The organism is Sphingobium ummariense RL-3, from assembly GCF_000447205.1.
Lineage (GTDB): Bacteria > Pseudomonadota > Alphaproteobacteria > Sphingomonadales > Sphingomonadaceae > Sphingobium > Sphingobium ummariense.
Genome location: NZ_AUWY01000070.1, coordinates 1 through 23,379, shown reverse-complemented (window position 1 = coordinate 23,379; position 23,379 = coordinate 1). Strand labels below are relative to the sequence as shown.

Genomic DNA, 23,379 nt, shown 5'->3' with positions numbered 1-23,379 from the left:
GTCCGATGCAAGGCCGCGCCGGCCCCGTCCCCGATCCTTTGAGAGAATCAGGCAAGAGTCCGATCCGATCCGGCGCGGGCGGGCCTTCGCCTTGCCCCATATGGCCCCTGCACAATCAAGCAGGAGACTAACATGACGGAATCATTCGGTTGGCACAGCACGACCGACGAGGTGCTGGACGGCATCGTCCTCTCGGGCAAGCGCATCCTGGTCACGGGCACTTCCGCGGGCCTGGGAGTCGAAACCGCCCGCGCGCTGGTCGCCCACGGCGCCGATGTCGTCGGCACCGCCCGCGATCTCGACAAGGCGCGCCGCGCGACCGCCGGCATCGCGCCCGGCCCCAATGGCGGGTCGCTGGAATTGGTGGAGCTCGACCTCGCCTCGCTCGCCAGCGTGCGCGCCTGCGCCGATGCGCTGGTGGCGGATGGCCGCCCCTTCGACATCGTCATCGCCAATGCCGGCGTGATGGCCTGCCCCTTCGGCAAGACTGCGGACGGGTTCGAAACCCAGTTTGGCACCAACCATTTGGGCCATTTCGTGTTCGTGAACCGCATCGCGTCGCTGATCCGGCCCGGCGGCCGGCTGGTGAACCTCTCCTCCGCGGGCCATCGCTACGCGGACGTCGACCTCGACGATCCGAATTTCGATCACACGCCCTATCAGGAATTCCTGGCCTATGGCCGGTCCAAGACCGCCAATGTTCTGTTCGCCGTCGAATTTGACCGCCGCCACCGCGACAGCGGCATCCGCGCGACGGCCGTGCACCCCGGCGGCATCCAGACCGAACTCAGCCGGCATATGGGTGAAGGCGCAATCGAGCAGCTGGTCGAGAACCTGAACGCCGCCAATGCCGCCTCGGGCAAGCCGCCCTTCGAGTTCAAGTCGATTCCGCAGGGCGCCGCGACGTCCGCTTGGGCAGCGGTGGTGGCCGATGCGGACGCCGTGGGCGGGCGCTATTGCGAGGACTGCCATGTCGCGGAGGTCGTGGATGGCGGCTCGGAACTGTCTGCCAGCGCGGGCGTGCGGCCCTATGCCCTCGATCCCGAGCGCGCAAAGGCGCTCTGGGCTAAGAGCGAGGAACTGGTCGGCGAGACCTTCTGATCGCCGGGCGACAGCCTCAGCCGGCGGCCTTCTTGGCCGCCGGCTTCTTCGCCGCCGCTTTCTTGGGCGCGGCCTTCTTCGCCGGCGCCTTCTTGCCCTTCTTGGCCGGAGCCGCCGCCGCGCGCACATCGATCAGTTGCGCGGCCTCCTCCAGCGTCAGCGCCTCCTGCTCGATCGTCTTGGGCAGGGTCGCGTTGGTCGTGCCGTCGGTGACATAGGGGCCATAGCGCCCCGCCATCAGCTTGATCTCGGCCTCGGTACGCGGATGCTTGCCCAGCACCTTCAACGGCTCGCGCGAAGAAGATCCCCGCCCACCCTTGTTCGCCGCGTCGGCGAGCTTCGCGACCGCACTGTTCATGCCCACCTCGAAAATCTCCGCGGTGGACGACAGCCGCCCATATTTGCCGTCATGCAGCAGATAGGGACCGAAGCGGCCGATATTGGCGACGATCGGCAAGCCCGTCTCCGGATGCAAGCCGATCTCGCGCGGCAGGCTCAGCAGCTTCACCGCCCAGTCGAGCGTCAGCTCGCCATCGGGCAGATCCTTCGGGATGGAGCCGCGCTTCGCCTCCTTGCCCTCGCCCATCTCGATATAGGGGCCGAAGCGCCCGGACTTCTTCACGATGTCCTGCCCGGTCTCGGGATGCTGCCCCAGTACCTCCGGCCCCGTATCGGCACCGCCCTCGCTGCCGCCCGGCTGTCCGAACTTCCGGGTATATTTGCACTCGGGATAGTTGGAGCAGGCGATGAACGCGCCGAACCGGCCGCCGCGCAACGACAGCTGCCCGTCGCCGCACAGCGGGCAGGCGCGCGGATTGCTGCCGTCCGCCTTGGGCGGGAACAGCATCGGCTCCAGGAACTTGTCCAGCTCGGCCGTGATGTCCGACGGCTTCTGCTCCATCACCTCGGCGGTCTTGGGCTTGAAGTCGCGCCAGAAGGCTTCGAGCACCGCCTGCCACTGGGCGCGGCCGCCGGAAATATCGTCCAGCTCCTCCTCCAGCCCGGCGGTGAAGTCGTAGGAAACATAGCGCTCGAAGAAGCGCTCCAGGAACGCCGTCACCAGCCGCCCGCTCTCCTCGGCGAAGAAGCGGTTCTTCTCGATCCGCACATAGTCGCGATCCTTGAGCACTTGAAGCGTCGAGGCATAGGTGGACGGGCGCCCGATCCCCAGCTCCTCCAGCTTCTTCACCAGCGACGCTTCGGAATAGCGCGGCGGCGGCTGGGTGAAATGCTGCTCGGCGGTCACCTTCTTCTTCGCCGGCGCATCGCCCTCGCTCAGGCGCGGCAGCAGCTTGGAATCATCGTCCTCGCTATCGTCGCGCCCCTCTTCATAGAGCGCGAGGAAGCCGGGGAAAATCACCACCTGCCCCGTGGCGCGCAGGGCGTGCTGCCCGGTCCCGTCGACCAGATCGACGGTCGTGCGCTCCAGCCGCGCGGACGCCATCTGGCTCGCCAGCGCGCGCTTGAAGATCAGGTCGTAGAGCCGCGCATGGTCGCCCGATCCCACCTTGTCACGGCCGAAATCGGTCGGGCGGATCGCCTCATGCGCTTCCTGCGCGTTCTTGGCCTTGGTCTGGTACTGGCGCGGCTTTTCCGGCAGGTAGCCGCCGTCATAGCGCTCCGCGATCGCCTTGCGCGCGGCGGAAATGGCGCTGCCGTCCATCTGCACGCCGTCGGTACGCATATAGGTGATCGCGCCGTCCTCATAGAGCTGCTGCGCGATCCGCATCGTGTGGCTCGCGGAAAAGCCGAGCTTGCGCGCAGCCTCCTGCTGCAGGGTGGAGGTGGTAAAGGGCGGCGGAGGGTTGCGGCTTACCGGCTTGGTCTCGACCTTCTCCACGGTGAAACGCCCGGCTTCCACGTCCGCCTTCGCGGCCATGGCGTCGCCTTCCTTGCCGATGGTCAGGCGGTCGATCTTCTCGCCCTTCCAGCGCACCAGCCGCGCGACGAAGCCCTGCCCGCCCTGCTCCATCTCGGCCGCGACCGACCAATATTCCTGCGGTACGAAGCTCTCGATCTCCCGCTCGCGCTCGACCACCAGCCGCAGCGCGACCGACTGCACCCGCCCCGCCGACTTGGCGCCGGGCAGCTTGCGCCACAGCACCGGCGACAGGGTAAAGCCGACCAGATAGTCGAGCGCCCGCCGCGCCCGGTAGGCGTCGATAAGATCCTCGTCCAATGCGCGCGGATGCGCCATCGCCTCCGTGACGGCCTGCTTGGTGATCGCATTGAACGTCACCCGGTCGACCTTCTGCGGCAGCGCCTTCTTCGCCCGCAGCACCTCCTGAACATGCCAGCTGATCGCCTCGCCCTCGCGATCGGGGTCGGTGGCCAGGATCAGGCGGTCGGCCTTCTTCGCCTCGTCGGCGATGGCCTTCAGCTGCTTGCCCTTGTCGCCATAATTCTCCCACTGCATGGCAAAGCCATGGTCGGGATCCACCGACCCGTCCTTGGCGGGCAGGTCGCGGATATGGCCATAGCTGGCGAGCACATGGAAATCGCCACCCAGATATTTCTCGATGGTCTTCGCCTTGGCCGGCGATTCGACGATGACAAGCTGCATTTATGCCCCGATGGAAAAGTCTCTCACGTACACGCGCGAGTCTGGAGGGGGGAGAGAGGCGACGTCAAGCGAGCCGTTCACGATGGCCGAAAAGTCGGATCAGGGCGCAGGCTATTCCAGATCAAGTAGCGGCATTCGGTAAGCGTCGTAGTTGAAGGGTTTGCCTTCCAGCATGATTTGTCCCTTCTGGTCATCGAAATCCCGCAACAATTGAGCGACCAACCACATCGCCAAACAAAGCGACTGATATGAATCCACTCCCGCTGCCCCTGCCAGTTTTCTATATAAAGGTGCCATCGAAATAGGAGTTCGCCAAATGCCCTCCTCATCGCAGTAGGGACGCAAGACGACCACTTCAAAATCGAAGGCCGGTCCATCAAACGGTTCGGCGGTTAGCGTCAACCGCGCGACGATTGTCTCGCTATTCACGATCGACTCACCCTTCCCCCCGCATGCCGGTCCAGCCGACCGGCCAATTCCAGTTCCAGCAGCACCGTCTGCACCACCGCCGGCGACAGCCCGGACAGCCGAATGATCTCATCCACCGGCACCGCGACCGGCCCGAGCAGCGCGATCACCACGTCCCGATCCCGCGCCGCGACGTCGCTGGACACCGGTTCGCCCGTAAAGTCGAAGCTGCCCTGCCGCACCATGCGCGGGTCGATGTTGCCGATCGCTTCCATCACATCCGCCGCATTCTGCACCAGGGTCGCGCCCTGCCGGATAACTCTATCAACAGTTGCACAACCCGTTAACGGATTGACGTTACGGAGAAAATATGACGCTACCTGCATGGATTTACGCCCGCTTTTCCACTATGGAACAGAGCAAGGGGCATTCACTCAAGCGCCAGATAAATGAGGGCCGAGCGTTCATCGAGCGCATGGGTTGGGAGCATTCCGAACAGCGTGAGATTGTCGATGAGGGCAAGTCGGCATTCCACGGTGCTAACCGCTCAGAAGGCTCGCTGCTATACGAATTTGAGCAGAAGGCTCGCAAAGGCCATTTCAACAACGGCGCTGTTCTCGCTGTCGAGAATTTGGACCGACTGACCCGGCAGGGATACGAAGAAGCAATCGACCTGCTCCGGCTGTTCACAAAGAACGGGGTCACGGTCGCTACATGGCACGACAACCAGATTTACGAAGCGGGCAAACGAATCGACATGATGAAGGTCATGTCGGTGATCCTGAAAGCCGAACTTGCCCGCGAGGAAAGCGAGAAGAAAAGCCTCCGCACTCGCGCCAGTTGGTCGAACAAAATCGAAGCTGCGATCAACGGCGACCGCCGTGCGATGACCAAAATCCTTCCCGCTTGGCTGCAACGCAACGATGCCACCATGCAGATGGAGGTAATCGAATATCGGGCAGGCGTAGTGAACGAGATTTATGACTGGTATATCAGCGGTCGTGGCCTGCCATGGATCGTCCAGCGTCTAAACGAGCGCAAGGAAGCATCATGGGCATATAGCGGTAAGGATCGCGGCGCAGGCTGGAACACTGCCTATCTGCATAAAATCCTGACTAATCGAAGTGTTCTTGGCGAGTTCGAACCGATGAGTCGCCCACGATCAGCTTTGCACGAAATGACCAAAGGAATCGTCGTGCAGAACTTCTATCCCCAGATCATAACTGCCGACAAATTCCATCGGGTTCAGCAACTCCGCGCTCAGCGTGTCAAATGGGGCGGTCAAGCCACCAAAACCATGAATAACCTGCTGTCCGGCATAGCAAGGTGCGCCACTTGTGGCGGAGCGATGTATTTTGAAAGCCAGCAAAAAGCGGGACGAAAGACCGGCCATAAAAGCCGCGTTGATGGTCGCCCACTCGAATATGTCGCAAAGACCGACCGCAGTTACTTCCGATGCAACAGCGCCAGACGAGGGCATACCTGCACGAACAAAACCCGCATCCGGTATGAGACGCTTGAGAAGGCCATTCTCGACTGCATGTTCGACGTTGCGATGAAGGACACGACGTTCAAACCTAGCGATGAAGAAGCCAAGCTGAGCATCAGCATCGCAGAACTATCCCGGTCCCTTGAAACTAAACGCGAACAGATGCAGCGGGGGTCCGAAAACCTGCTTGAGGTATTCAGCAAATCCCTCGCCCTGCGGGTCGCGCAGCTTGAGGCAGAAGTCGAAGCCGATGAGGCGCAGCTTGAGATATTGGAGCGGCAACTCGACCTTGCTCGCGGTGCGCTGCGCCCAGAGGAGGATACCGACTTGCTTATAGCGGCACGCACCGCGCTGCAAAGCGATGACAAAGAGGAACGCTATCTCGCTCGTGTGCAGGCGCATCAAAGCCTGACCCGCCTCATTCGCGAAATGTATTGCAACAGCCATGCAGAGACCAACGTGACGCTCCACAACAGCGATGTTCATATCTTCATCGACTATGACGGCAGAACAGTGATTGCGACATTTGAAGGCCCAGACGGAGAGCTTGAATGGCATCCCGACCAAGAAGCTGCTGAATAAGCCCCACACAGGCCCAGATAGAACAAGAGCGCCCTAACTACAGCTAGGGCGCTCTTCGCGTTCCTGAGGGTTCTAAGGGCATCAGTGACGCGGGATTTCCAGCACATCATCCTCATGCCCAACTTCGATGCGGAAGTGCGAAATGTAACGCTCGACATAAAGCCGATGGCCATTCCAGTTTACAGCAAATTCGTCCTCTTCGAACCCAGCATTACAATCGACAACCTCAAGCATGTAGTCCGTAAGCTGGGTAAGTTCGATTTGGGTAAGCATTTGCAGCACTCCGTTGCCGTTGTGCTGCTCTATCAATAGCCAAAACCAGTCCGCGTCATCCAAGGAAAGGCACCAGATTCCAATTCTTTGGTGTTGATTTTTCGGTCAAAAGGCGTCGTGTGACCGAAGGGCCAAACATCAAGAAAGGATGGCCCTATGGAATGGTTGTCAGTGTTCGCCCCTGAGGCAGCACAACGCCTCGCCGAAAATCACAAGGAGCAATTGCCCCTCAAGGGCACGTCCCGCGAACGGGATTTTGAACCTGTCTGTAAGCTCTTCCTGCCTTGGACAGCCGGCACATGGCTGCTCACAGAATTGGACGATGATGGCCTCGCGTTCGGGTTATGCGACATCGGCCATGGAATGCCGGAAGTCGGATATGTGAGCATGGACGAGATTTATGCCGTGAAGGGGCCGGGAGGGCTGCGCGTGGAGCAAGACCTACAATGGCGAGCCAAGCACACCCTCAGCGAATACGCTGCTCAGGCACGCTCTGCGGGCTATATAAGGGCATAGAGATTAGCCCGGCGAGCATCCGCTCGCCGGGCATTTCCATGAACGTCTGGCGCTAAAAAGCCCCAGCCGTTTCCGGCCGGGGCTGTTGTCCCAAATGGGATAGTCTTACTTCTTTTTGCGCGTCGCAGCCATGGTCGCGCTGCGCTTGCGGACAGCGGCCTCGCCAGCGTCGAGTTGGGCTTTGAATTCGCCCTTTTCGACGTCGGCCTTGATCGATTGTAGCACCTCTACAAACTGCGCCTTGGGCACGACGACCGTTTTCTCGTCGCCTACGAGCTTGAGCGGGCTGTTGGCATAGCGAATGCTGAATGCGACGTTCTCGCCCTTGACCTCGAACCAGCGACGCCCCTCGGCCTTGGGCTTGTTAAACAGTTCGATCTGCTTTTCGATTGCAGCGGATACAACCTCAGCAGCCGTCTTCTGCGTGCGCGGAGCAGACTTTTTGAAATCTGCGAACTCTCCGACCGGCTTAACGGCCTTCTTCCAATCCATTACCATATTGAACTCCTATCTCCGCGACTCTGTGCCGCCACCACCCTATCAATAGCCGTCTGGCATTTTGGACAAGTCCTAAATTGGACTATCAGGCGAAAAGTGCATCGCGCATCATAGTGTTCGTGACACCAATGTAGTTTTGCGTCGTTGCAATGTTGCTATGGCCTAGCACCTTACTGACAACAGCGATGTTGACTTTGTTGTCCACCATCCGGGTAGCCATCGTGCGACGACCGGAATAGCAGCTACCCTGAACCCCAGCCAGCTTGTAAATGCGGCGGATTGCTTCGCTGATACCGTTAGCGGTGAACGCCTCGCCAGCAGCATTGCGAAACAGCCGCCCCTTCTGCTCTCCCATATGGGCAGCAAGTGCTTGTCGGATTTCATCATCAATGGGGAGTGATCGGCCTTGCTTGCGTTTGGAATGACCAAGCGGAATGCGGAGTTCTTCACCCACGAACCAGCCAGTTTCCATCCCCGCTATCTCCATGGGGCGAAGCCCCAGCTTTTTCGTCAGCAGCAGCATCAGCCGATACATCGCTGCCCGCTCCATACCGTCTGTGAAAGCGAACAGCTTCTCGAAATCGGTGCTGCTGATTATCGGTGCGCGCATTGCTGAACTCCTTGTTGTCCAGCTTTTGTGCAATCACCTGATTGTCGCGTCATCCAAAACCAGACCTGACAGTCAGAAGAGCGACGAGTTGTTGACGTAAGCGAATGAGGCTAGATCTTATCCATCGCAGCCAGGTAGAATGATCCGGCGCTACTCAGTCCGCCGCTTTTATATACACCCACCGTGTCTTCGAGCGCCCATTCGATGGCTGCGTTGACTTCTTTATTTCCGGCTTGGGCCTCATTTACGGTCATCAGTGACATGTCTCGACCGACAGCGTCGCTGAAGGTAAGCGCAAACGCGGCAATAACCGTATCATAGATGTTATCAGCCGTGCGTTCGACGCCTTCACCCAACAAAATCCCCTCGGAAATCCCGATCAACGCGCCGCGGCATTTTGGTCCGTTAAAGGGGGGAATATCTGGAACATGCTCCAATTCGAAACCGCACAACCCTAACTGCGGCCTAAGCATTGCGAGCAAAGCAAGCCCAACGCGATCATGAGCATTAGAAGGATCGTAAAATGCCTGATCGTTCTGACGACGAAGGGGCATTTTCCCAAGTATCTTTTTGAGGAAACTCATGGTAACTCCGATCGACAAATGCGCGTCTGCCGATTGAACTTCGGCCAGATAACCGTTGTCCCACTACGCACCATGGCGCAGTTAATCTCGACGTTCGCCTCATTCCGGCAGATGGCGGTCACTCGGTTGTAGCTGGTCCCGGTCTTCTGACATTGAAGCGTCTGGCCGCTGACCAATTCTGAGAGCTTGGCGGTAGCAGAAGCGGCGCTCGCCGATGGGCATGGATGGCCGGGTGAGCATGTCCCGTCACTCTCGCGGGCCGCGACCGCGTGGAGGCGAATTCGCGTTCCATCCGCGCAGCGCAGTGTATCACCATCGGTGATCGAACTGACGCGGCAGGAGAAGTCGGAAACGAAGCTGCCCTTACGATCATTGGAGATCGAGGGCGAAGGCCAGAAGAACACGGTCAACCCTACCGCCACGACGAGCACCACAGAAAGCAGGAGGACGACCGGATCATTGTCCTGCCGTCCCCTACGCTTTCGCGTCTGCCCCATCGTCGCCCGATGATGAGCATTCGCCCAATTGCGATTTCCGCTACCCCGCTTCATGGCCCCCGCTTAGCAGGACCAGCTTAGAAGGGCGTTAACGGGATCAGTGGGCCGTGGCCCTGAGATAGTCCCGCGCTTCTTCATAGGAAACGCCGTAATCGCGCATCAGCAGTTGGACCTTACCCGGAGTCAGCTTATCCGCACGAGCAGCGGCAGCGATGTTCATACGTCCATCCCGCCAAGACATCTTTTGCACAGGTGTCTGGGTAGCCTGCCTAGCAGTCCATCCAAGATCATTTATTCTGGTATAAACGGTAGTCGTGTGCAGGAGTTCGCCAGACTTGAGTTCGATCCATTCTGTATCCATAAAACCTCCTTCAATAAGCCAGCATCAGCGCGGCTATGAACTCAGGCTCTCACAGTTTTGGAATCTGTCTACCAGAATCTGCATCCGCGCCTTGCGTTAACCATCTAAGCAGATGTAACGGCGCGAAAGAAAAACGCATTTGGCAGATTTCATGGGATCGTAGGTCAGACGGGATCGCCCCCACACCGATCTAAAGTCTAGATCGTGCCTCCCTCAATTCCAGCGGCTAAATATCGGGCAAGAAGGCAGCCGCATTTCTCCTTAAGGTCCGTTTGTCGCGGGATCGTTCAGGCCATTGCTGCGCTTCTCTACCTCCTCCCGGCGTAGTGAATATGAGGGGCTTGAAGCGTCAACGCGGGGCGGCTGATCCGTTAGGGAGCATAGCCCGTCTAAGCATTGGAAAGACAGAAAGAGCCGGGGCCACCCGGCTCTTTGCTTTTGTGGGCGATTTATTGCCCCGTCGATAGCACCGCGCAAATTGCGAACGCTATAATCACCAACACCTCAGCATATGACCATGGACGGAATTTCTGGAACATACCTGCATCTCCTTCAATGAGGCTATGCAGTCGTAAGACTCCTGCGTCATCCAATGATTGGCCCTCCTCTAAATATGTAGAAGGGAGGGACTTATGACGACGAACCAGCCTGCACCTATCACGCAGGAACAGATGGCGATTGCAGTTCAGGGCTTTGCACAAGGCGACAAGATCAGCGCCATCGCAGAACAAACCGGCCTATCGGCTTATCGTGTTCGCGGCCTGCTGAAAAAGAAGGAAGTAGCCGACGCCATCGACAGGATGCGCCTCACAGACACGATCCCCACCCAGCTATCTGCGATCATGGCCATGATGTCAGCCCTTTCGAAATGGCTGGAGAATGCGGACAGCCGCCTATGCGCTATCGAGGAGGAAACGCGAAAAGTCCGTGTCGCAATGCGCCGCCTACAGGTCGAGAATAAAGACCTCCGCGAAACCCGCCGCGATGCCCGCAAGCAGCTTAGGGAGGCGAAGGCAGCTCTGTGGAAGGCACGCGGATACTAGCCAAGCAGTTCTTCGAAATCGTCTTCGGCAGTTGACCCCACGCCCTGTTTTGCAAGAAACCTAGCGAACTCTTGCGCTGTCAATTGCTTGTGGGTAGGCGAACTCTTGATCTCACTGAGTTGGCGACTAGCCTCTACAAGCCTTGCCTCCAGATTCTCCCTTTCAATCTGAAGATCAACGAGATATTTCTGCCGCGACAATTCATCCATATCTGTATCGCGTCCATCTGAGTAATGGACTGCATCGTTGGTCTTCTGCCGGTTCAAATCGATTTCATGGTTCAACTCACGAACAAGCCGGTCAATCGATGCCAACCTCGCTTGGTGATTGAGGCTTCGACGCCTGAGTGCTGCTAGAACACCATTATTCTTTGACAGGTTGATGGTGACGCGCTTTTCCTCCTCCAACTCCTGAACCTGTTGAACGACTTCCTTGGCCGCCTTAAACGCGGAAAGCAGTCCAGACAGAGGAAGCATTTGGATCGATTTGCCGCCAGTTTCTCTGCGATATTCATCGATCAATTCCGGGCGTGGCTGAAATGTGCCTTGGCGCTTTACCCACCAGTCGGGTTTCTCTTCCTCGGTGACGAATATGCAGTGAGCCTGCCTAGCGGCCCCTTCCTGTAGGATAGCCTTCCAGACAAGATAGTCGCCAATGCCACCATCTTCCTTGTTCTGGTCCTTGAACCCCGGAGCAATCTGCAACCGGGCGCGACGAGCCACTTCCTCAATGATGTCCTTGCGACCGTCAGCAGGAATCTCCACCTCTGCGACGCATCCGCCGAGTAACTTCCGATAAAGAGCAGAAACCCGGTCATCGCCGATTTCATTCTGCAACCGCTCGTTCACGGCTTCCAGCTTCTCGACGACCTCTTTGCCTTTGTTGATGAACTCAGCACCTAACTCCCGTGCTGCCTGATAATCCTCATCATCCTCCAGAAGAGGAATCGGCTTTTCGAAAATCTGCTTTTTGGCCTTGGCAATGGCAGCATCTAGCGCATCAGCGATGGCAGCGATCTTCCTGCTGCGATGCTTATAGTATTCCCGCGCAGCCTGACCGGGGACAACCAGTCGGCCAGCATTAGCTAACAGCGCATAAACGCGCTCCACCTCTGCAATGGACGCCTTTGTGAACTCGAAGGGAAGAAGAAGGACATTCGCGTCGAGAACCACGATGCTGTCGCCTACCACCTCATTGAGCGGCGCATGACTATGCTCGAATAAGCCTTTCGCATCCGGGTAAAGATCAGTGAGCCAGAACGCATCCTCCCCCTTCAATGGCACGACAGATTCCGGTCCTTTACGCTGCCCGTCCGACATAGATGCGATGGTCCCCCGCGAAGTCTGCATCCGATAATGTATGTGAGGCTGGATATGCCATCGCGAGCCGCAGGTCTAGAACGGAAAGCATTGAATAGATGGCTCTAATGCGATCCCGAATTGACCGCTGATAGCCATTTTTACCCTGGCCCAATCAACCAGAAAAGTGCCGTTTTCTCGCCTTTTCTTGCCATTCTGGTGGCTGCCGATGGACCACCTTGCTCCATGGTCCTCCACTCGTAGTGGTCCTGCCTATCGGATCACCCCGTTCAGGCACTCTGTCAGCCCTGCTCAGGTAGTCGCTTTGCTACTCAACTGTGATATGCTCTACCTGTGTGGGATCAAAGAATTATCTTTGGCGTTGACTAAAAATATCTACTGGTACTGTCAGCAGTCTGCGCCAAGGTATGGAGAATATACGAAAACCAGACCTATGCCGCTCAGGTGTTGCTCTTTGACAGTCTGATACTATCGTGTGAGCGTGGAGGTATCAGTGGCATGATCCTACCCGCAGAAGTAGGAAATATGCTGTCAATATCAACGATCGGTTGACCTTTGGCGACGGTGGAGGACCGAGGGGGTGCCCTACAGATGTCTGGTCGGAGTGGTGGCTGGGTTATGTTACCCGCAATGACACACGACCGTCGATTTTGAGTCCAAAATATCTTATGTCGGTCGCGTAATGGGAGGTTTGCTTGCCACAGTTTTACTTTGAGGATGAAGAAGGTTCTGACGGTCGGATCAAACAAATCTGGAAGGACGGCAAACCCCATAACAAGAGCGTGAGGCTCGAAATGCCACAGGCCATCGTGCAGACCTATTTTAAGGCTGCGATGCAGAATTTATCTCAAATGACGCCTAATGAAGATGACCGTGAGCATAATCGGCACTTCGGACTGCAAGCCTTCCTAATGAGTCTTGTTGGCTTGGAAGCGTTCTTGAACGTGCATTTTCATATGCAAGGTCGCGTCCGCAAGCTGGGAAAGGTCGTTAAAGCTGCGACCAGCGACAACATCAAAGTGGAGAGCAAAATCAGTAATCAGGCGTTTGCCTGCTACGGCAAACATATTGTCGGCCAGAAGCTGATTAACAAGAAAATCCGTGAGCTTTACGACATGCGCTCAGCAATCGTTCACCCCAAGTGGGAGCCATCTTCGCTTGGAATGACCGGGCTGATGATCGAAGACATGGTAGACAATTTCCAGCGCGCATTTGAAGACCGACTGTTTTGCCGCGAAGCACTACAGTGGTGCTTGCTGGTAATTGCTAGGATCGGGATGCTGCAATGGCCAGACAATCCCGATCCCTTCATGCAAATGTGGACTTCCATCCCTGATACCAACACCACACTCTCCGATGCGCTGGGTATATCAAAAGACGGAAGCTAGATGCTCAAGCATCAGCGTGTAAGGTGGTCGTGAAATTGGTTTAGCGAGATGAATTTGCTTGCACTTTCAACAAGTTCTCTGCCTGCATGATCCCAGAAGGCCACTTCGACCTTAAATCCCTCTGACACCAAATCGGTTACAACAGGCACATAATCTGTATCACCTGACACCAAAATGATTTCATCCTTCGATTTGTCGAGAACGGTGTAGGCGTCCTTTGTCATTCGGCCAGCAACGGCTACGTCGACCTTCTTTTCGTGATTTGAATAGTTCTTCTCGTAAACGGTCGGGTTGAAGCCCTTGCGATCTAGCATTTTCCAGAAGCTGTCGCCGGGCGGCGGTGATCCCCACAGGCGAGCAATGGCATCTTCACCACAGATGAAGTCGTAGAGCTTACCGTAGTCCATATTCCAGCGATGATCGACCAGACCAAGCTGCATTGCTTGATAAATGTCCTTCGCCATGCCGGATTTTACAGCCGCGATGCGGCACCCTTCAATGTAGATATTTGAGTTGTCGATATATGCGTATGTGGTCACGTTATCCCCTCTGCAATCGATGGTCTTGCTAACTTCTGGCCATTATTTCGCGGTCAACTCACTCCGATCATTGCAGCCAACGGCCCAACGAAAGGTGTAATAACGCCGATATGGTCGGCGGCTAAGCCTATGAACTTGGCGTAGGCAGCAGCAAATCCGCCCGTCCCCTTCGCCCTCTCCATATCTTTGACGGCTTTGACCAACACAGCCTTTTGCTCGACATTTTCAATGCCTCCTTCGATAGCGGTGATAAGGTCTGCAAACACGCCGCTATTGTTTACGACATTGGACGAATTATCAGTGGAGCCGATATTCACGCGGGCGTTGTCGCCTGTGACAGCGATGCTGAAGTTGCCACCTTTTCCGTGCGGAAATGTGCCCTTCCGTCGAACGTCAATCTGGAAGTTGGCAGGGATGCTTGTCATCTTCGGGAAGAACTTCGGATCGACCACGGTGAATGTGTCATCAGCACCATTCGGCAGGCGGCGACGGATTTCGTCGCCTTCAAAAACAAGCAGCTTCTCATCGAACACGATGACCTTATTGCCCGTGAAAATGCCTTTCCCCGTCGAACGCACTTCACCATCTGGCGAGATCACTTCAAATTCTGACTTTGGCAAACTGTTAAAAGCATTCATCGACCGGCCTCCTGTTCGGCATAATGTGGGAAACGATTGATCGTTACGCCAGACCAACGTCGTGATTTTCTAGCACTTCAATAAATACCGGCATGGCAAAGAACAAAACACCGCCACCGCCGTCACCAGAGCAGGTCAAAAAGCACTTTCAGGCTCAGGAAAAGAGCGTTTTCCAGAAGCCCTACACCCGCGATCCGGGTGTCACGATCGTCACCACTCCCGGTGAGGTTTCCCGCATCATTGATGCTGCTCGTCAGGGCGAAACTGTCCCCGCATTCAAGCTGCGAAATACCGACGAGATTCTGCCTGACCCGGTCGCAAGGGCGTCCGATCTGCTCCAGAAAGCCCATGGGGGCATGTCGCGCGATGATTTCGCGGCGCTGGTCGCCTCCCCGCTCGATGAACAATGCCGATTGGCTTTATACGGCCAGATGTCGGATTATCAGCGCGCCCAAATCTGGCAGCGCATCCACAAGCAGGCATTTGAGGAACAACAGGCCGCATTGGCTGAAGCGCACCGCCGTCATCAGCTGGACCAGAAGAAAACCGACCAGTTGCTGAAGGCCAAATCGCTCCAGCAGCGTATGGCCGACGCCGCCGCCAAGCGCGGCAAGGTGGTCGATGGCGAGTAAGCTGGACGATTACCTAGATCTCATATCCTTTGTTCGCGACCAGACCCTCTATTGCGGGGTCGATGCCTTCTGGAACGAATGGCTCCCCGCTCAGGATGACGAATTCCGCGAAGCCATCCTAGCCGTCATGCAGGACCCGGCGTTCGCGCTGGAAGAGCATCAGCTTATGCCCCGCGTGGACTGGCGTATCTGGATGCTGCGAATGGGGCGTGGCGCGGGTAAGACCCATGCAGCCTCCACCAACTGCAATCTGCTGGCCGAATATGTGTTTCCCGGCGGTTATGGCATCCTCGTCGGCCCGACATTCAAGCATGTCCGCGACACCATGATCCTTGGGCCGAGCGGCCTCATCAATACCGCCCGCCCAGACTTCGTGCCGTACTTCAAGCCGCATGATGCGGCTGTCATTTGGCCGAACGGCACCCGTGCCACGATCTACACCGCAGACGATCCGCAGGGCATCCGTGGTCCATCCCTGAATTTCGGCTGGGGCGACGAACTCACGCTTTGGCGCAATGAGCGCACCTTCGACAACCTGTTCCGCGCAATCCGAGAGAAACACCAGCACGGCACGAAGCTGATTATCACCACCTCGCCTATCAAGGCCCAGGAATGGGTGAAGGCCATTGAGACGCGCCCCAACACGGTCACGTCCACGGCATCGTCCATGGCCAATATCCATCAGGACGCCGACCACCTGGCCGAACTGACGGCGGAAGCTGCCGTGGGCAGCACCAAGGCCCGCGAAGAGATCATGGGCGAATGGACGACCGGCGAGAGCCAGCTATGGAGCCGCGACAATATCGAAGCCATGGCGCTGGAAACGAACCTGCTGCCAAGCGCCTATGCCGAAACATGCGGTCGTCGTTTCCTCAGCATCGACCCCAGCGGTGGCGTCAATGACGAAACCGGCATCATCCTATTCGGCAAGAAGGGAAAGCAGGCTGTCGTGCTGGACGACTTCTCGGACAAGATGGGTCTGGATGCGTCCTACCGCTACATCGTGGAACTGGCGAAGCGTCACCTCAGGCCCGGTGACTTCGTGCTGTTCGAGGATAACAACCAGAAGTCCGGCCCTGCCCTGCTCCGCAAGATGGCCTTGGAAGCTGGGTTCTCACTACGAGTGATCCCCGTGACCGCCGTGAAGAGCAAATATGCCCGTGCGGAAGAGGCGTTCATTCATTGCCAGATGGGCAAGGTGAAACTGCTGCGCCGATCGGATAAGCTGGAAACCCAGCTTGTAGAATGGGAGCCAGATTTGAAGGCCAGCCCTGACCGTGGCGATGCCTTCACTCAGGGCGTGAACCATCTGCTTGGGACGAAGCCCAAGCAGAGATTCAACGTCTTCAGTTTGGGTCGCGCCTGAACCTAGCTGGCTACGGATTTCGCCGCTTTATCTTCGCGCCAAGGTCCGCAATGGAGACATAAAGCTCAGGCTTCGGCTTCAATTTCACCATATGACGCGCTGGCCCCAATACGCAGAAGAACACCAGTGCCTCACCGAACGACATATGCAGGCCAAGATACCCATGCCGCTCATTGTAGCCAGTCTGAAATCGGAATTGATTGCCTAGATCGACGTTTCGTCGTTGCCCGACAATCATGCCATCAAACCATTGGCTGGCATTGTGACGAATATCTTCCGCCCCTTGGGTTCCGGCTTGCTGCCACGCGACTAGCCGCCGTTGTGTAGGGTTTGCAGGCTTGCCAGTGACCCGGTAGTGGAGCGCATACAGCATCTTTGTCCCGAACAATGTGATTAGCTGATAGGCCATTGGTGGTATCGTGATGAGCCGGTCTGGCATCTCACTGTATGCTCTATTCTGTCGAAACGTCGGAAATGGAACGGCTTCCGGCGCATTGTTGACCAGTCCCTCAATCAGCTTGTCGAACTCTGCTTCATCAAGCCGCGAACTGTCTTGGTCTAATGACCTGATGTAAAATGCTGTGACTTGCTCGCTCAGAGCGGATGCCCGGTTGCAAAGCGAGCACGATGGAAACTCGAAGTTCTCCGGCCCATGTTTACCACGAAAAATAATCCGTGCTGGAGCATGGTCACGTTCTGTCGATGCACGCCTGCCGTTACAATAACAACAGACGGGATGCTCCTCTAAGAATCCAGCACGGCTTTGCTTGCGGCGGCGACGAGGTGCTTCATTTTTGTTGTCTGGGCGGCTCATACTCAAGTCATAACAGAACGGCCTACGCTGAAAAGGTAGCCCGGCACTCTGACTAAATACCCTGTAGATCAACCAATTAACGGTGGCACAGTGGCTTGGTTTTGGCAGAAATCGCGTGATTATAGTAAGGTCGAAAGGCCCAGCAGCCGCCGCACGGTAGGCGGCATGTTCAGCACGGGCGGACTGTCGAACGTCTGGACCGACGAAGAGAATTTCACCAGCCGCGCAAAGCAACTGCTTTACAAATGCCCGGTCAGCCGACGCTGCTTGGAAATCCGCGCCGAGAAGCTGGCCAGCATCACCATCAAGATCGAGGGCGCCAGCAAGGCGACCAAGAAAGTCCTGAGCCAGCCCAATTTCCGCGACCGAACCATGAGCAACCTGCTCCGTGTCATGGAAACGGACCTTGGCATCGGCGGGGACGATTGGTTGTTCCTCAACAAAGAGATTTCCAGCCGTCCGATCCTCGAAAGCCTGCGCCCGGACTTCATGTATCAGGAGCCAGAGCGCAACCGCATCTTCTACGATCCGTCGAAGCGCCTGACCGGGACCAGCAAGCCCGAACTGATCTTCACCATGGACCCCGATGATTTCGGCCGCACGCAGATGGTCGAACGCCTGATCCAAGGTAGCAATGCTTATGAGGTCATCGACGGCGCTGTCCTGCAAATCAGCATCTATAACCCGCTGAGCGCCCTACAAGGGTCAGGAGCCGGCGACGCTATTCTGGCCGATGTGTCGGCATATGCCGCCGCTACGAAGCTCATGTATGCCCGCTTCGCAAACGGCGGGCGCAAGGCCGGGTGGATTACGCTTCCAGAGATGGAAAATCTGGAGGATATGACCGACGACGATTGGGCCAAGCTGCGCGACACGATGTCCCGCTTGCGTGACGATGACGAATTGAAGGGACTGGTCGCAGGGTCCAACTTCATCGAAAACCAGATGACCTTCGCGGAACTGGATATTGTCGAGGTCGTGAAGGCGCTCGAACGCCGCATCGCTATGGCGCTGGGCGTCCAGCCGGTCATGCTAGGCTTTGAGGGCGAAACCACCGGCATGAACATGCGAACGGCGGATCGCACCTTCTATACCGGCTGGCTCAAACCCCGTGCCGAGTTCATCCTTGGCCACCTCCAAGCCTTTCTGGCTGAGGAAATGGGCGACCCGAAGTTGTCCCTCACCATTGACGAAACGCAACTTCCATACCTCCAGGACGATAAGCTGGAGCAGGTCGATAAGATGGCCGGTCGCGGCGCACTCACATTCAACGAATATCGAGAATCCATGGGCTGGCCTCCGGTCGAATGGGGCAACGTCCCTATTCCCGTTGCCGGCGCTGGCGAAGCACTCGCCACATCTAGTGGTGACAAGGAACCCCAGCAGCAACCTGAAACCGCCAAGCCCCGTGTCGTCGGACATAACGCGGACACCAGCCGTCGCTCCGATCAGCGCGCCTGACAAATAAATAACGGCAAGAGGAACGGATAGGAACCAGACACTTATGACCACGCAATTTCTGACGAAGAGTTTCAAGGCCGCTCCTATCAGGGAGAACGAGGTTGAGGGTCTGGCGTCCACCTACGGCAACATCGACCATGCGGGTGATATCGTGGAACGCGGTGCCTATGCCCGCACCCTAGCCTCTCTTATTCACGACGCTCGGTTTCGGGCCCGCTCTGGGCATTTGCTGCGGCTGGCTGTATTGCGCGGACGACCGGCATCGCTGGCGTTTGTTTCACCGCATTCGGATTGATGGGCTTTTCGGGTTGAAGGGCTGGGCTCGGAGTTCTGCGGCGCTGCCGCATGGGCTACGTCGGCGCAGGCTTCAGCCGGAGAACGAGGGCGCGGAACAGGTCGGCATCCGGACAGGCGGAAGCGAAGGCAATGCGGATGCGGCTAGCACTTTCTACGACGCGCGCAGCGACCTTGAGCAGCCGCAGGCGCAAGGTGGTAAACTCCGCGCTTGCCAGAGCAGCGGTCCTGGGCATCGCCTGCTGGATGCGCCATAGCAGCCAGTATGCGGCAGTGTGCAGTATCAGGCGCATCTGATTGGCATTGGCCGAGCGGCACGAGGTTCGGTCGCTGGCGAGCTGGGACTTGTGGCGCTTGATCAGGTTCTCGGCCTGACCACGCGCGCAGTAGAGCGTGTCGTAGATGTGCTCGGCCGATCCTGTTGCCAACGAGGTGACGACATAGCGGATGTCCATGCCCAGCGTGCTGGCCTCGATCCGTGCAACGACGCGACGCTGGCACTTCCAGGTCTTTGCCCCATAGCGGGTCTCGGCATAGTTGCGCAGGACGGGACACTGACGCTGGGCGCGCTTGACCGCGCAGGCATCGGCGACCGCAACAATGGCGGGATCGGCGCGCAGCGCTGAATTGGTGGGCAGGCCGAACACGTAATCGACGCGGGCCGCATCGCAGTAGGCCATGACCTCGGGTCGACCATAGTGCCCGTCGCCGCGGATAGTGATGTGGGTATCGGGCCAATTACGGCGCAGGTGACGCACCAGGCGTCGGATGTGCCCCGCCGCCTCCTTTCCAGAAGGCGTCTTGCCTGTGCGCAGCAGCATGGCCACCGGCCTGCCGGTCGCGGTGTCGTAGATATGGATCGGTAGGAAGCAGCGCTCCCCATGATGCCCGTTCCAGAACGAGAGCTGTTGATAGCCATGCACGACGTCGCACGTGTCGTCGATATCCAGCGTGACCGCTGTCGGAGGGGCGGGATAGCTGGCGCAGTAGATGTCGATCATCGCGGCCATCATGCTGGCCAGTTCGCGCGTAGTCGGTGCATTTTCCCACCGGCTCATCGTCGGTTGGCTGGCCAGCCCCGCGCCCGATTCCGGCAGCTTGCCGAGCGCCAGGCGGAAGCCTGGATCGTCGCGCAGAGCATCGAGATCATCGGCATCCTCATAGCCGCACGCAATCGCGAACACACGGGCACGCAGAATGTCATCCAGGCGATGGATCACCCGCGCTGGATCGCGCGGATCGGCAATACAAGCCGCCAGGCGCTGGCAAATCCCCATCGCGCGCTCGGCCTGTGCAAGCAGTAGAACACCGCCATCCGAGGTAAGCCGGCCACCGTCGAACGCAGCTGTGATTTTCTTGCGGCCGACTGCTGGGAATCCAAATGAGCTTGCGATATCATCGTTCATGGCGGGTGTGGCCCGTGGCATTTTCTGCCCTGCGGCAGGTTCGGCTTAGACACCCAGTTCCTAATTCAGATCAGAGGCTTACGCCACTCCCGCCAACCCTTCAGGACACTTTTGGTGAATAAGGCGGGCTAGATCGCTTCAACAGCAGCAAGAAGGGAATGCCCTTTCTCGCGCATCATCGTCATGACCGCCCAATCGGCAAGATCATAGAATTGCGCGACAGCGACGAGGGGCTGTATTTCAAAGCCCGCTTTTCAGACAGCCATGATGGTCAGAATGTCCGCCAGCAGTTTCTTGATGGCACCCTCGACAGCTTCTCCATTGGCTACCGTGTCATCCAGAAGCAGGCTGATCGTGTGAAGGATCGTCGCGTCCTGCGCTTGAAGGAAATCGCCCTGCACGAAATCAGTGCGGTCACATTCCCCTGCAACGAACTGGCGATCATCAGCGCCGTGAAGGGCAATATCGGTGAAACCTACAGCGACCTAAGCCTTGAGGATCAGCAGCGCCTCGCAGATTTTGCGGAAACACTTCGTTCGGTCGCCAGCGGCACGGCCCATGCCGAAATGCTGGAAGATGTCGCCCTCATTTCTGATGAGATTGTCGAGAATGCCATCAAGGCATCTGAACCCGACGATGAAGAAGCGATGGCAAAGGCATTTGAGGATGCTTGGCTGTCATACCGCATCAAGCAGACATTCAATCGATAAATAAAAACGTCAGCAGAAGTGCTGACCGGCACTCCGTTCAGGACTCGCCCACTCACAACAGCAGGACTCGCTTTCGCCCTCCTCTGAACTCAAAATCAGAGGTGAAAAGTGAACGAGAATATCCAGAAGCTATTTGACGAACTGGCGATGAAAGCCAATTCGGCAGATGCAGTGAACAAGGCAGAGGTCCAGACCCTCTACGCCGAAATCAAATCCCTACAGGACAAGCAGGCCGAACAGGAAGCGCAGATTGAAGCGCAGGCTGAACTACTGGCACGAAAGTCCGCCACCAAGTCCCAGACCGTTGATGCAACCGACGACCTGCGCGCTGCGAAGTTCGCGTTCGTTAAGGGCCGTCACGCCATCACCGATGGCGACATCAAGGCCGATGAATTCAGCCGCACGGTCAACGTGGAAGGTGGTCACACGATCCCTACCCACTTCGACAGCGAAATCACCCGCGCACTGAACAAGGCAAGCCCAATCCGTGCGCTGGCTCGCGTCCTCGCTGTTTCCGGCAATCTGGAACGCATCATCAAGGTCAAGACCTCCGGTGCTGCCGTGACCAAGGCTGAAAAGGCCGCTTATGACCTGAACACCGTCGATACCTTCGCCAAGCTGCGTTGGGGCTTCGCCGATGTTACCGATCAGCAGCGCCACACCGCATGGGTTTCGGACGAGCCAGAAAGCGTCCTGAATCTCGCGCAGGAACTACAGGACAGCATGGTCCTGAACATCTCCGAAAAGGAGAGTGACCAGTTCCTCAACGGCACCACCCAGAACAGCGTCGAAGACGTTGCTGGCGTGACCTCCACCCGCATGGGCCTTCTCAGCGCGGTGACGAAGTCGGTTTTCAGCCGGGTCTGTCAGCGCCTTCAGGGGTAAAAACGATGAGGAGCATGGCCCTTTCTCCGTCGAACTCGGCGACGAGGGCGATGACGAGCGCAACATCGGTCTGAACTACGAACAAGAATGCCTTGGATGCGCCCCTGGCGCCCCTCGGAGTGCCGCAACCGAACAGGGCGCGCATGAGAATGCCAAGATTGAACCCGGCGACGTGGATCAAATAACGCTTGTGAACATTCTCGCGCCCGCGCAGCCACGCGCGGCGCATGCCGCCGCGATCCAGGACGTGGGCAAAGCTACGCTCGACCATCTCACCACGCTTGCGCATCGCCTTGCGTCCGACGGCGGATTTCAGGCGAGACCGATTGGCGTAGACGGCCTTCTGGGCAGCCTCGTCGCCGTGCCAGCGCAGATATCCATTCGGCGGTGCCGGCTCGGCGATGCGCGTCTTCCAGATGTCGCCGTCGAGACCCTTGAGGAGCTCGCGCGAATGATAGCCTTTATCGGTCACAAGATCGCAGGGATCCCCGGACGTCGGCGCCAGGCCAATGTCGGCGAGGTTGCGTGCTGCCGTCTCCAGCGTGGCGTCGAGCGTTGTCGTGTCGCCCTTGTCGGCCGGGTGGATCGGCGCTGCCACGATAACACCCGTGTCGAGATCGACCGCGTGTTCGGGCTTGTAGGCCAGACGCGTCGAGCCGTTCTTCATCCGCGCGACCTTCGCGTCGGGATCGGTCTTGCTCGCCCAGTCCGCATTCGACAGCTTCTTGCCCTTGCGTTTGCGATCGAGCCGGACAAGGTCGTCGATCGTCGGCGTGTCGATGCCGCTCTCTTGCGCCATGCGCACCAGCATCTCGCGGTAGGTCTCGCCATTGTCACGCCGCACGATGGTACGCAGCGCGGCGTTCGCCTCCATGGTCGAGCCATCGACGCCGATCCGCTCGCCTTTCACCAGATCGTGCCCGGCGACGAGGGCCAGTACCCAGCCGAAGATCTGGTCATGTACCTCGTGCGGCAGGCGGCTCCGCGTCTTCGACAACCAGCTATGATCAGGGACCTTGTCGCGGCTCGACAGTCGCAGGAACTCCCGCAGCGACAGCGAATCCGAACAGCGCCAGACAATCCCGCGTTCGCTGTCGATGCCCTCGAAATAGCCGATCAGCAGCATGCGGAAATAGCGGCCCGGCGGCAGCGACGGGGCTCCCATCCGCGGCGCATAATAGGGCTTGCACGTCTTCTCGACAAAGCCATCGAAGCCCGCCTCGGCCAGCAGCTTCTGGAGCTTGTCGTAGAAAACATGCCCCGGTGAACGCGGTATCTCCGCCCACGTCACGATCAAATCGGACTGGACCTCGCTATCACGCCCCATCGCCATCGCCGCTAACCCGCCAGACAATCCCACTGCCGCACTGAATCAGCCACCGCCGACTTCGTCAACGGCCTG

24 protein-coding genes and 2 pseudogenes are annotated in these 23,379 nt (G+C 57.9%); 11 read left to right on the top strand and 15 right to left on the bottom strand.

The window, feature by feature from the left end:
- The first annotated feature begins 132 nt into the window (after positions 1–132).
- On the top strand, positions 133–1,101 hold the full coding sequence (locus tag M529_RS33645; RefSeq protein ID WP_021317629.1) for an SDR family NAD(P)-dependent oxidoreductase: 969 nt from the start codon (positions 133–135) through the stop codon (positions 1,099–1,101).
- Between the two features lie 16 nt (positions 1,102–1,117).
- Here M529_RS33645 and topA read toward each other — a convergent pair whose 3' ends face one another.
- From topA to M529_RS33630, 3 genes and pseudogenes are all read right to left on the bottom strand, one after another.
- Complete coding sequence (gene topA, locus M529_RS33640) at positions 1,118–3,664, bottom strand: type I DNA topoisomerase (RefSeq protein ID WP_021317628.1); 2,547 nt, start codon at positions 3,662–3,664, stop codon at positions 1,118–1,120.
- Positions 3,665–3,775: 111 nt separating this feature from the next.
- Positions 3,776–4,093 (bottom strand): hypothetical protein, encoded by a 318-nt coding sequence (locus tag M529_RS33635; protein ID WP_021317627.1) that lies wholly within the window; start codon positions 4,091–4,093, stop codon positions 3,776–3,778.
- Positions 4,090–4,389: pseudogene (locus M529_RS33630) on the bottom strand (DprA-like winged helix domain-containing protein); the annotation flags it as partial. The pseudogene M529_RS33630 and the gene M529_RS33635, both read right to left, overlap by 4 nt.
- Positions 4,390–4,442: 53 nt before the next feature.
- On the opposite strand from M529_RS33630, the gene M529_RS33625 reads away from it, so the two are divergent.
- On the top strand, positions 4,443–6,143 hold the full coding sequence (locus tag M529_RS33625; RefSeq protein ID WP_084491013.1) for a recombinase family protein: 1,701 nt from the start codon (positions 4,443–4,445) through the stop codon (positions 6,141–6,143).
- An 81-nt stretch (positions 6,144–6,224) separates the two neighbouring features.
- Here the strand turns inward: M529_RS33625 and M529_RS49215 are convergent, their stop codons facing one another.
- Complete coding sequence (locus M529_RS49215) at positions 6,225–6,479, bottom strand: hypothetical protein (protein ID WP_152522573.1); 255 nt, start codon at positions 6,477–6,479, stop codon at positions 6,225–6,227.
- A 93-nt stretch (positions 6,480–6,572) separates the two neighbouring features.
- Between M529_RS49215 and M529_RS33615 the strand changes: the two genes are divergently transcribed.
- Positions 6,573–6,932, top strand: a complete 360-nt coding sequence (locus M529_RS33615; protein ID WP_021317623.1) for a DUF2958 domain-containing protein — start codon at positions 6,573–6,575, stop codon at positions 6,930–6,932.
- 105 nt (positions 6,933–7,037) lie between these two features.
- Here M529_RS33615 and M529_RS47725 read toward each other — a convergent pair whose 3' ends face one another.
- The 5 genes from M529_RS47725 to M529_RS49200 all read right to left on the bottom strand — a co-directional run bounded on the left by M529_RS47725 (position 7,038) and on the right by M529_RS49200 (position 9,482).
- Positions 7,038–7,430 carry a hypothetical protein gene (locus M529_RS47725; RefSeq protein ID WP_152522572.1) on the bottom strand — a complete coding sequence of 131 codons (393 nt, stop codon included), beginning with the start codon at positions 7,428–7,430 and terminating at the stop codon, positions 7,038–7,040.
- Positions 7,431–7,515: 85 nt separating this feature from the next.
- Complete coding sequence (locus tag M529_RS47720; protein WP_021317621.1) at positions 7,516–8,040, bottom strand: tyrosine-type recombinase/integrase; 525 nt, start codon at positions 8,038–8,040, stop codon at positions 7,516–7,518.
- Positions 8,041–8,150: 110 nt separating this feature from the next.
- Positions 8,151–8,624 carry a hypothetical protein gene (locus M529_RS49210; protein WP_152522571.1) on the bottom strand — a complete coding sequence of 158 codons (474 nt, stop codon included), beginning with the start codon at positions 8,622–8,624 and terminating at the stop codon, positions 8,151–8,153.
- Positions 8,621–9,175 (bottom strand): thermonuclease family protein, encoded by a 555-nt coding sequence (locus M529_RS49205; protein WP_152522570.1) that lies wholly within the window; start codon positions 9,173–9,175, stop codon positions 8,621–8,623. Before M529_RS49205 ends, M529_RS49210 begins: the two co-directional genes overlap by 4 nt.
- Positions 9,176–9,218: 43 nt before the next feature.
- The gene (locus M529_RS49200) at positions 9,219–9,482 is read right to left on the bottom strand and encodes a hypothetical protein (RefSeq protein WP_152522569.1); all 264 of its coding nucleotides are present in this window, start codon (positions 9,480–9,482) and stop codon (positions 9,219–9,221) included.
- Positions 9,483–10,114: 632 nt separating this feature from the next.
- Here M529_RS49200 and M529_RS33595 point away from each other — a divergent pair.
- Positions 10,115–10,525, top strand: a complete 411-nt coding sequence (locus tag M529_RS33595) for a hypothetical protein (protein WP_021317617.1) — start codon at positions 10,115–10,117, stop codon at positions 10,523–10,525.
- Here the strand turns inward: M529_RS33595 and M529_RS33590 are convergent.
- Positions 10,522–11,844 carry a PIN domain-containing protein gene (locus tag M529_RS33590; protein ID WP_152522568.1) on the bottom strand — a complete coding sequence of 441 codons (1,323 nt, stop codon included), beginning with the start codon at positions 11,842–11,844 and terminating at the stop codon, positions 10,522–10,524. The two genes, M529_RS33595 and M529_RS33590, sit on opposite strands and share 4 nt — an antisense overlap.
- 695 nt (positions 11,845–12,539) lie before the next feature.
- Between M529_RS33590 and M529_RS33585 the strand changes: the two genes are divergently transcribed.
- Positions 12,540–13,232: a hypothetical protein gene (locus M529_RS33585; RefSeq protein WP_021317615.1), complete on the top strand. Its 693-nt coding sequence runs from the start codon at positions 12,540–12,542 to the stop codon at positions 13,230–13,232.
- 11 nt (positions 13,233–13,243) lie between these two features.
- Here M529_RS33585 and M529_RS33580 read toward each other — a convergent pair whose 3' ends face one another.
- Both M529_RS33580 and M529_RS47715 read right to left on the bottom strand, forming a co-directional pair.
- Positions 13,244–13,771, bottom strand: a complete 528-nt coding sequence (locus tag M529_RS33580) for an NYN domain-containing protein (RefSeq protein WP_031294879.1) — start codon at positions 13,769–13,771, stop codon at positions 13,244–13,246.
- 53 nt (positions 13,772–13,824) lie between these two features.
- Positions 13,825–14,409, bottom strand: a complete 585-nt coding sequence (locus M529_RS47715; RefSeq protein WP_021317613.1) for a hypothetical protein — start codon at positions 14,407–14,409, stop codon at positions 13,825–13,827.
- A gap of 92 nt (positions 14,410–14,501) precedes the next feature.
- On the opposite strand from M529_RS47715, the gene M529_RS49195 reads away from it, so the two are divergent.
- Positions 14,502–15,041, top strand: coding sequence for a hypothetical protein (locus tag M529_RS49195; RefSeq protein ID WP_152522567.1), 540 nt, complete (start codon positions 14,502–14,504; stop codon positions 15,039–15,041).
- Positions 15,031–16,407, top strand: coding sequence for a terminase large subunit domain-containing protein (locus M529_RS33560; protein ID WP_021317610.1), 1,377 nt, complete (start codon positions 15,031–15,033; stop codon positions 16,405–16,407). The genes M529_RS49195 and M529_RS33560 overlap by 11 nt, the downstream gene beginning before the upstream one ends.
- Before the next feature lie 10 nt (positions 16,408–16,417).
- Here the strand turns inward: M529_RS33560 and M529_RS49190 are convergent, their stop codons facing one another.
- On the bottom strand, positions 16,418–17,221 hold the full coding sequence (locus M529_RS49190) for a hypothetical protein (RefSeq protein ID WP_152522566.1): 804 nt from the start codon (positions 17,219–17,221) through the stop codon (positions 16,418–16,420).
- A 165-nt stretch (positions 17,222–17,386) separates the two neighbouring features.
- On the opposite strand from M529_RS49190, the gene M529_RS33550 reads away from it, so the two are divergent.
- On the top strand, positions 17,387–18,682 hold the full coding sequence (locus M529_RS33550; protein WP_021317608.1) for a phage portal protein: 1,296 nt from the start codon (positions 17,387–17,389) through the stop codon (positions 18,680–18,682).
- A 43-nt stretch (positions 18,683–18,725) separates the two neighbouring features.
- The gene (locus M529_RS49900; protein WP_021317607.1) at positions 18,726–18,977 is read left to right on the top strand and encodes an HK97 family phage prohead protease; all 252 of its coding nucleotides are present in this window, start codon (positions 18,726–18,728) and stop codon (positions 18,975–18,977) included.
- A 55-nt stretch (positions 18,978–19,032) separates the two neighbouring features.
- Here the strand turns inward: M529_RS49900 and M529_RS33540 are convergent, their stop codons facing one another.
- The gene (locus tag M529_RS33540) at positions 19,033–20,382 is read right to left on the bottom strand and encodes an IS1380-like element ISSp1 family transposase (RefSeq protein ID WP_013039775.1); all 1,350 of its coding nucleotides are present in this window, start codon (positions 20,380–20,382) and stop codon (positions 19,033–19,035) included.
- Between the two features lie 155 nt (positions 20,383–20,537).
- Here M529_RS33540 and M529_RS47710 point away from each other — a divergent pair.
- Both M529_RS47710 and M529_RS33530 read left to right on the top strand, forming a co-directional pair.
- Positions 20,538–21,092: pseudogene (locus M529_RS47710) on the top strand (HK97 family phage prohead protease); the annotation flags it as partial.
- A gap of 108 nt (positions 21,093–21,200) precedes the next feature.
- On the top strand, positions 21,201–21,977 hold the full coding sequence (locus tag M529_RS33530) for a phage major capsid protein (protein WP_021317605.1): 777 nt from the start codon (positions 21,201–21,203) through the stop codon (positions 21,975–21,977).
- On the opposite strand, the gene M529_RS33525 is transcribed toward M529_RS33530, so the two are convergent.
- Positions 21,946–23,310, bottom strand: a complete 1,365-nt coding sequence (locus M529_RS33525) for a transposase (protein WP_013039168.1) — start codon at positions 23,308–23,310, stop codon at positions 21,946–21,948. The two genes, M529_RS33530 and M529_RS33525, sit on opposite strands and share 32 nt — an antisense overlap.
- Between the last annotated feature and the right edge of the window lie 69 nt (positions 23,311–23,379).